This window comes from Humidesulfovibrio sp., assembly GCF_031082295.1.
GTDB lineage: Bacteria > Desulfobacterota > Desulfovibrionia > Desulfovibrionales > Desulfovibrionaceae > Humidesulfovibrio.
The window spans coordinates 1-8,163 of sequence record NZ_JAVHLD010000057.1 but is presented as its reverse complement, the minus strand read 5'-3'; the positions used below and the strand labels follow the sequence as shown (position 1 = coordinate 8,163).

At 53.6% G+C, this 8,163-nt stretch carries 8 protein-coding genes; 6 read left to right on the top strand and 2 right to left on the bottom strand.

The annotated features are described in order from the left end of the window. The first annotated feature begins 24 nt into the window (after positions 1–24). On the top strand, positions 25–1,269 hold the full coding sequence (locus RDU24_RS15585) for a tyrosine-type recombinase/integrase (RefSeq protein ID WP_308736704.1): 1,245 nt from the start codon (positions 25–27) through the stop codon (positions 1,267–1,269). Here the strand turns inward: RDU24_RS15585 and RDU24_RS15580 are convergent. Together RDU24_RS15580 and RDU24_RS15575 are read right to left on the bottom strand one after the other, a co-directional pair. Next, entirely contained in the window at positions 1,199–1,516 is a 318-nt protein-coding gene (locus tag RDU24_RS15580) for a hypothetical protein (RefSeq protein WP_308736703.1), read from the bottom strand. The two genes, RDU24_RS15585 and RDU24_RS15580, sit on opposite strands and share 71 nt — an antisense overlap. Positions 1,517–1,593: 77 nt before the next feature. Further along, positions 1,594–2,025: a hypothetical protein gene (locus RDU24_RS15575; protein WP_308736702.1), complete on the bottom strand. Its 432-nt coding sequence runs from the start codon at positions 2,023–2,025 to the stop codon at positions 1,594–1,596. A 70-nt stretch (positions 2,026–2,095) separates the two neighbouring features. Between RDU24_RS15575 and RDU24_RS16060 the strand changes: the two genes are divergently transcribed. The 5 genes from RDU24_RS16060 to RDU24_RS15550 all read left to right on the top strand — a co-directional run bounded on the left by RDU24_RS16060 (position 2,096) and on the right by RDU24_RS15550 (position 7,934). Next, a complete protein-coding gene (locus RDU24_RS16060; protein WP_374989794.1) occupies positions 2,096–2,899 on the top strand; it encodes a helix-turn-helix domain-containing protein in 804 nt (267 codons plus the stop codon). Between the two features lie 213 nt (positions 2,900–3,112). After that, on the top strand, positions 3,113–4,141 hold the full coding sequence (locus RDU24_RS15565; RefSeq protein ID WP_308736701.1) for an SIR2 family protein: 1,029 nt from the start codon (positions 3,113–3,115) through the stop codon (positions 4,139–4,141). A 3-nt stretch (positions 4,142–4,144) separates the two neighbouring features. Then, positions 4,145–5,839 (top strand): ATP-binding protein, encoded by a 1,695-nt coding sequence (locus RDU24_RS15560; protein WP_308736700.1) that lies wholly within the window; start codon positions 4,145–4,147, stop codon positions 5,837–5,839. Between the two features lie 659 nt (positions 5,840–6,498). Next, positions 6,499–7,038, top strand: a complete 540-nt coding sequence (locus tag RDU24_RS15555; RefSeq protein WP_308736699.1) for a hypothetical protein — start codon at positions 6,499–6,501, stop codon at positions 7,036–7,038. Positions 7,039–7,394: 356 nt separating this feature from the next. Beyond that, positions 7,395–7,934, top strand: coding sequence for a phospholipase D family nuclease (locus RDU24_RS15550; RefSeq protein ID WP_308736698.1), 540 nt, complete (start codon positions 7,395–7,397; stop codon positions 7,932–7,934). Positions 7,935–8,163 lie beyond the last annotated feature (229 nt).

The following is an 8,163-nucleotide window of genomic DNA, read 5'->3' as shown; positions in this document are numbered from 1 at the left end:
GGGGGGCTGAAAGGAGCGGCGAAAGTGAAACACAACACCAAGTATCCGGGGGTACGATACCGCGAACACTCTGCCCGCCGCAAGGGGGGCAAGCCCGACCGATATTTCTTCATCCGCTACTACGACAGCCAGGGTAAGCGCCATGAGGAAGGCCTGGGGTGGTCCAGCGAAGGCTGGACCGCAGAGCAGGCGGCCAAAGTGCTCTCGGACATCCGCACGAATATCCGCCTTGGCTCCGGTCCTGCAAGCCTGGCTGACAAGCGCAAGCTCAAGGAACAGGCGCAACGCGAACAGACCGCCCGCGAAACCTTGGACCGCATAGCGGACATCACCGTTGCCGAGACTGCTGCGCGGTTCCTTTCCTGGGCCAGGGTGAACAAACGCTCCTGGAGAGCTGACGAATCTCGCATCGAAGGCCACATCATACCGACACTGGGGCACTTCCCTCTCCGCTCCCTGGGCTCCGCTCGCATCGAGAACCTTAAGACCGCGCTCATGGGCCAGGGACTGGCCATAGCCACCGTACGGCACATCCTGGGGCTCATCCGCAGGATCTTCAACTATGCGGCCAAGACGCCCTACTCCGAAGAAATCGACACCCCCATCTTCGACGGGCGCAACCCGTGCGCAGCCGTGCAGATGCCCAGGCAAGACAACAACCGGCTGCGCTTTTTCAGCTACGAGGATGTCGGGCGTATTCTGGAGCAGGCCAAGGAATTCCCAAAGCAGCGCCGCAAAGGACGCCCTGACTTCCACGACATTTGCCTGATCTCCCTGATGACCGGCATGCGCAAGGGGGAAATCCAGGCCCTGGAATGGGCCGATGTGGACATGGTCCATGGGGTGCTCCGCATTCGTGACGCCAAGGCCGGAGACGGCATCGCCCACATGAACAGCGATGTGCTGGCCATGATGGAACTCCGCAAAACAGTCGCCGAGCCAGGCCTGGTGTTCAAGGGTGCGATACGCGGCGGCAAGGTGCGCAACATCAGCAACACCTTCGCGGCCCTGGCGGATGACCTTAAGCTGAACGACGGGGTGAGCGATCCGCGTCAGCGCGTTTGCTTCCACACGCTCCGGCACACCTTCGCCTCCTGGCTCGCGCTCCAGGGCACAGACATCTACCGCATCAAGGAACTGATGCGGCACAAGACCATCACCCAGACCATGCGCTACGCTCATCTCATCCCCGGCGCGACTAAGGATGCTGTTGAGGGACTGGCGCGTCTGCGAACGGGATCATCCCCTCCAGCGAACGGATGCCTTTGAGGCGTTTCAAGCCGCGCGTCTCCGCCAGCCAGACCAGCACGGACCGAGTTGGGTACACGGTCTCGCGCCCAACAAGTATCCTGTCCGCCGGACCTTCACCGGCGCTGTCCAGGTTGGCTATGTGCTTGCGCGAAACGATGCCGCCCAGGAACCAGTCCAGCTTCTTGCGGCTGATGACCGGTGGAAGCTGGGCGCACCACTCGTCGATGACCTGCAAAACTTCCGCATCAAGGCGCTTTGCCCCCATACTCCCTCCCTGCGCATGTTGTGATATCTCGACGCGGGAAATCCCCGCACGCATTGCCTTTCCTGATTCGCCCCCGGCTAATCCCTTCCGCCGCCATCCAGCATAGAAATATGTTCAGGATGGACCTGAAAATGAACAAGACCGAACTCCACAGACGCGCGGATGAGCTGCGACTTCTGCCCCTGCGAGACGATGAGCAGTCGCTCGTAGGTGCCTTCGTCCACCCACACGGACATGGAGCGCTCCTTGCGGCCGCGCTTGTCCAGCTCCTGCATCAGCTCAGGGCACTCCCGGAACAGCCCCAGTCCCAGGCGCAGGCATGCGCGCAGGAACCGAGACGCATCTCGGCTCCCCACCTGAAGGCGGATGTCCTCGTACAGGGAGTTGTCCGCCCAGAAAGAAACCAGCTCTTGCAAGGGCTGGCGTCGCGGGCGCGAAAACATGACCTCCCCATCCCTCCACGGTCCAACATGGAACCGGCGGAACAGGCGCGTCCAGAGCTTAAACATGCTCACCCCCTACCCTCTGAAAGCGGCCTGAAATTCATCATGCACCGATCTGGGCTTCGGACCTGGCTTGATGTCCATGGGGGCGGGCAACAGTTCGACAGGCACGCCCTGTTCCACAAGCTGTCGGTGCCGGGTCACGGGCATGGTGTCTTGGCCGCAAAGCTTGGACACCGCGTTTGCGGTAACATCCAACCTGCGGCCCATCTCGGCAAACGAAAGGTCATTGCGAATCATCCACACACGCAATGCCTCTTGCCGAGTGAGCCGAGTTAAGTTAGGAACAGAACATAATTGCATACAATATCTCGTGGTTCGGTGTGAATGCGAAGAGGATTTCCGCATATTTCGTTTCTTTACCACGTGTCAACAAAAACTAACACAGACAGGTGATTTTGTGGCTTCAGAATTGTCCCGCCAGAGGTTGAGAGATGCCATCAAGGCCCTCAATTTGACCGACAAAGCCTTTGCCAAGGCTGGCGGGATAACTAGGCAGACACTTTCCGGCTATCTGAATACGGACCGGGAACCCACGCGGGACACGCTGGCCAACTGGGTGCGTGAGTGCAAGCTCAACGCCCATTGGCTGCTGACCGGCGAGGAGGAAATGTTGCACACCGGCGGCACAACGGCCCTATCTGACCCAATCGCCCAGCGCGTGGACCAGGTGGCGCGCACCATGCGCGAGTCTGGCGCGGACGAATTGGACATGCTGCGCGCCGTGCGGGCCATGCTCGAAGGTGAGATCACAAAGATCACCAAGGCAAGGGGGGGAGCTGGAGCGTGCGAATCGAATCCATCTGTGGGCGGCATGGCCGATGAGGCCCCATCCTCCAGCCCCGACCCCAAGAAGGCCGTCGGAGAAAATACCGCTTAATCCAAGGCGGCGGCAAAGGGGACGGTTTGGCGCGCGCAACATTGAAGATTATCATGTCGGGCTGAAAACGGAGCAGACACGTAGCCATGTCTCCCTGCCCCGAGTGCAATCAGAGGGTTTTCAACCAAAGCCAAAGGCCTCCGGCACTGCGGCTAGCGGGCGGGGTGAGCGGCCATGGTCGCACAGGTCATGTAAGGTGAGGCACTTCTATTTATGGCCAAACCAATCGACTTTATTACGAAACTTGAAGCCAAGGTCAGACAGCAACTCAAGTCGCAACGTGTCGGCTATTTGCTTGGCGCGGGCTCATCATACCTCAATGGAGAAGGCTACCCACTGGCCGTCAACCTGTGGGATCAGATTAAAGACAGCATCACAGATGTGTCGAGGCGCGCTGACATTCAAGCGAAGCTTGACGAGGGCGCGAATGGCATCGAACATGCGCTGGATCTCTTGGATGATGGCGGCGCAGAGGACACACCCTACCGTCATTTGGTAACGACTGCTCTGGCAAAACTCTTCATGTCCAAGGCTCCGCCATCAACGCTCCACTGCGAATTCGTTCGACGAATTGCTGAACGCGCCAAACCCTCTGTCAATGTATTTAGCCTCAACTACGATCCACTCATTGAACGTGCGGCTTCCCAAGCGAAAGTACGATTAGTCGATGGTTTTTTGGGCGCGGAGCAATCGTACTTCGAAGCAGCAGTGTTCGAAGAGCCCATCGGCCATTACCGGTTCAGTCGCAAGGGGCAAGTGTTTTCTCCAAAACCACAAGTGATCTACCTGCATAAGCTCCATGGTTCACTCGGGTGGTACGAATGTCCTACAAACGGCGTACGCCGATGCCCATTTAGCACAGATCCACCTTTGTCGACAAAGCGCTTGATGATCCCGCCACAACGGAGGAAGGCTGCGGACACTATGTTCCAACCATACTCTGCACTTTGGTCACTATTTCGCGGTTGCTTAGGCCAGAGCAGCGACCTAATTAACCGGCTCGTGTGCATCGGGTACGGATTTGCTGACGCACACGTCAATGACATCATCATACCTGCCCTTGCTCGAAGTAATTTCTCCGTCTTGATTTTTACGAAAACCCTCACCGATCCTGCCTGGAAATTTTGGAGCGCAAAGACAAATGTTGTTGTTGTCACTGAAACGCGATGCTCCCTCAAAGGGCAGTTAGGACCGGGACACCCCGACCTCTGGAGCTTTGAGCGGTTGGCCCAGGAGGTATGAACAATGCCACAAGATACAGTTACCCTGATCGGATACGTGATTGATGTGCAAGGAGGCCAGCTGACGGTCGCACTGGTGGAGGGCGAACAAGGAAAATCGCCCACAGTTACCATCGGCGATGAGGATGTCATCGTCGGACAGATTGGCTCTTATGTCGCAATACGACAGAGCAGTATCTACATCATTGCAATCGTTACACGCATGACCGAACAAGAGGCTCTTACAGGGACTACAAGCTGCACACCTGCTGATGGTGCGATCCGCTTACCTTATGCAAGACGAATTGCGAAAATAACACCAATCGGCTCAATCAGGGATGATGGACAATTCGATCGAGGCGTTGGTCAATATCCAACAACGGGCGCAGAGGTGCACGCAATCAGTACGCTCGACATCGCCAAGATGTTCGACCGGTACCATTCAAAGGAATTTTCGGTCGGAACAGTTGCAACCCACCCATCACTAAAGGTGTATCTTGATCCCACCAACCTCTTCGGACGTCACTTTGCCATTCTAGGTCAAACAGGGTCGGGCAAGTCCTGGACCGTTGCCGCCCTGGTGCAACGAGCAGTGGAAGTTATGCCAGGAGCACACATCATCATCTTAGACTTGCATGGTGAGTATTGCTGGAAGAGAGATGATGGGAAATGTAGCTATGCATTTCGAGACTCAATCGTGCGCCACGTTGATGCACGAGAGCTTGAAATCCCATATTGGTTAATGACATTTTCGGAGCTGTGCGACTTGTTAATCGAGCACAATGAGCGTGAAGCAGCAAATCAGACTGCATTTTTTCGAGATTGTTTATATCAAGGACGCCTAGAAGAAGCACAGACGGCAACACCGCCTTTGGGCTTATCGCGAGTCACAGTTGATACTCCTATCTACTTTTCCTTGAACACTCTAATTGAGAAAACAAGGAGTAAAAACACTGAACGCGTTGACAATAGACAAGGTCCGATGTTTGGCAATTTTACTCGTTTTCTCATGAGAATCGAAAGCAAGCTCAATGACACACGCTACGATTTTCTTCTAAAGCCTAAAAGTCGAAATTCTTCCGCGTCACTTTCGGGAATGTTGAGAGATTTTGTCGGCCTTGGCACTCAGAAGGCCGCAGTAACGGTGGTTGACCTTTCTTCTGTGCCATTCGACGTTCGCCCCACTGTGGCGGCACAAATCGGGCGCTTGGCTTTCGAGTTCAACTACTGGAATCCTCAATACCGCGATTTCCCAATTCTTCTTTTATGCGAGGAGGCCCATGCATATATTCCGCGAGCCGCTGACAGCCAGTTCGCAGGCTCTCGGAAGTCCATGGAGCGTATTGCAAAAGAGGGCCGCAAGTACGGGGTTGGGCTTGCCGTTGTAAGCCAGCGCCCGCACGAAGTATCCGAGACTGTGCTTGCGCAATGCGGAACGTTCATATGCCTGCGAATTACGAATCCCGACGATCAAGGATACGTCCGAAGCCTCGTGCCGGAAAGTGAGGGCGATTTGGTCAATGTGCTTGCAGGCTTGGGGCGAGGTGAAGCGCTTGTGTTAGGAGAGGCTGTCCCCTTGCCTACACGCCTTCAGTTCGACAAGCCGAATCCCACGCCCAATAGTGACGACGTAGATTTTTACGGGAAATGGAAGGATGGGCCAATAGAACTTGATGTTGACGCAATCGTTAAGCGATGGCGCACTCAAGAACGGGGATAGCAGCCTGTTCCCAACGGTATATGTACGACCATGATCAGGCGCAAAAAGGCCCCGGATCGCTCCAGAATCATCGTACTCCTCAAGCCCGGTGAGGAGGTGCTCTGGATGACACGACCGTCAAGGCTGGGCTGCTGGAGGTGCGGAGCAAGGACGAGGTGACAGGCTAGTGGACGAATTTTGAGGCGGTGAAGTGAGCCTGGGAGAGAATGAGGGCGACGCCTGGCGTGTGGCCGACAGCAAACTGACCATCGCTGCTATTTGAATCTGGCCATTGCAGGAATTTCTTCACAGGCCACCGTCACGAGGAGTTCCTTTTGGACCAGACACCCTGAGCTATCTCGTTCAATGGCACCTTGAGCATATTACGAAGGCTGACCACGACCTCATTGCTGCCAAGGCAGGCACTGCCGCGCAGTTAGGTTAACAGAATGGTAGCTGCAACCACAAACACAACGGAGGGTGGCACCAAAGGCACAGGGTAATCACTTTGTCTAGACACGAGCCAGCTATCTAAGATATTATATCCCCAAGTGCCCAAACAACTAAGACGACCCTGGACTTCTGTGACAAAGATGAGCCGCTCAGCATAGAAATACGTTTTGATTTGGGGTGTTATGATGCCAATCATTCCAAGAATCTCATTGCCATGGATGCTCATCGTGCTACTTGCCCTCGCGGCTGAAGCAAGTGCTGCAGACATGTTAGAGCAGGACACAGGACTGATATTTAGTGAAAAATTTGGAACGTTGAGACTTGTTGGCGTTTATAACTATGAGAAGGACTTTCCTGGCGACGGTGTTGGACTCAGTTATAGGTCGGATGGCATTAAGCTTGATGCTTATGTGTATGACAAGAAAGCCAAAAATATTCCCTCCGGAGTGCATTCCGTTCAACTGAATGCTCAATTTTCTGCCATAGAATCAGAGATAGCAGATTCTGCAATGAAGCAAAATCTTGTTGGATTTAGAACTGTCAATGCAAAGTCACAGGTTAAGTTTAGTGGAGTACCATATCTCCATGTATCATACTCATATTTCTTCGATGGTCACCAAAAATATTCACGTCTTTTCCTGACATGCTACAAAAAACAGTTTATAAAGTTCAGGGCAACTTATGATTCGAGCATAGCTCAGCAAGCTGAGCACATAGTAATTGCCTTCATCACAATGATTAGCAATCAAATGGCTGAGCGCAGCTAAATTGAGCGTAATCCAGCTGGAGGACGCCCGGTCAGCACGTAGTCAACTAAAGTAGTTTGTTTACTTTCATTTTCGTCATTATAAATCATTTGCTGGAGCCAGATATGAAAGCAGCCTTGTTCTTGTTCTTAGGTTTGTTTGTCTTTCCTTCTATGCTTAAGTGGCGTGGGAATTGGAAGGTATACACTGACCTCGTTGCTACAATTGGGGCGTTGTTCTGCACAGGATATGGATTATACTTGTTGATTTTTAAATAGCATCGTTTTTTTTCAATTAGTTTACCCACTCGCCCCTGTGAGGTCTACTCGAGGTGTTCACTGCCAGAGACTAAAGTAGCAGCTAAGTGAGAATAGGAAATGACAAATCGTAGGGCGCTGGCTTTACCCCTCTCGACGCTCTTCGCGCTCATGGTTTGGTTCAACCAAGCGCTGGCTGCTGACTTGGTCCTCCACGAGGCACTTACCCAGGTCTACTTCTCACCTCGCGGTGGGGCTCAGGATGCCCTGGTCGCAGAGATAGGCAAGGCCAGGGAGTCCATTTTTGTCCAGGCCTACTCATTCACCTCTGAGCCTATCATCTCTGCCCTCATCCAAGCCCACCAGCGTGGCGTTCACGTTGAGGTCATCCTGGACAAAAGCCAGAGAGCCGACAAGCGGTCAGGAACGGCTGCTGTCAGGGAAGCGGGCATACACGCAGTCATTGACTCAAAGCACGCTATAGCCCATAACAAGACCATGGTTATCGATCATGAGACCGTGGTCACAGGTAGTTTTAACATCACCAAGAGTGCTGAAGAAAAGAACGCTGAGAACCTGCTAATTGTCAGGTCCCAAGATTTGGCTCGACTGTACTTGGAGGATTGGAAGAAGCATCGGCAACACACCGACTGGCAGTAATTTTGGGTTGGCTTTCACGCGTACAGTTTGGCGTGCATATGCTCTTCACTCAACGCCGTAGATGGCCTTGAGCAATTTTGCAGGATAACTTGGAAGAGTCTGGAGGAAGGTTCATGTTTGGATTATTCAAAAAGAAGCCATCTCCGAAGAACCTAGTAAATGAACTGGCACAACACTACTACCAGGCACACAAAATTGTAAATTCTTTCGTTTCCCCATCTCTATATAT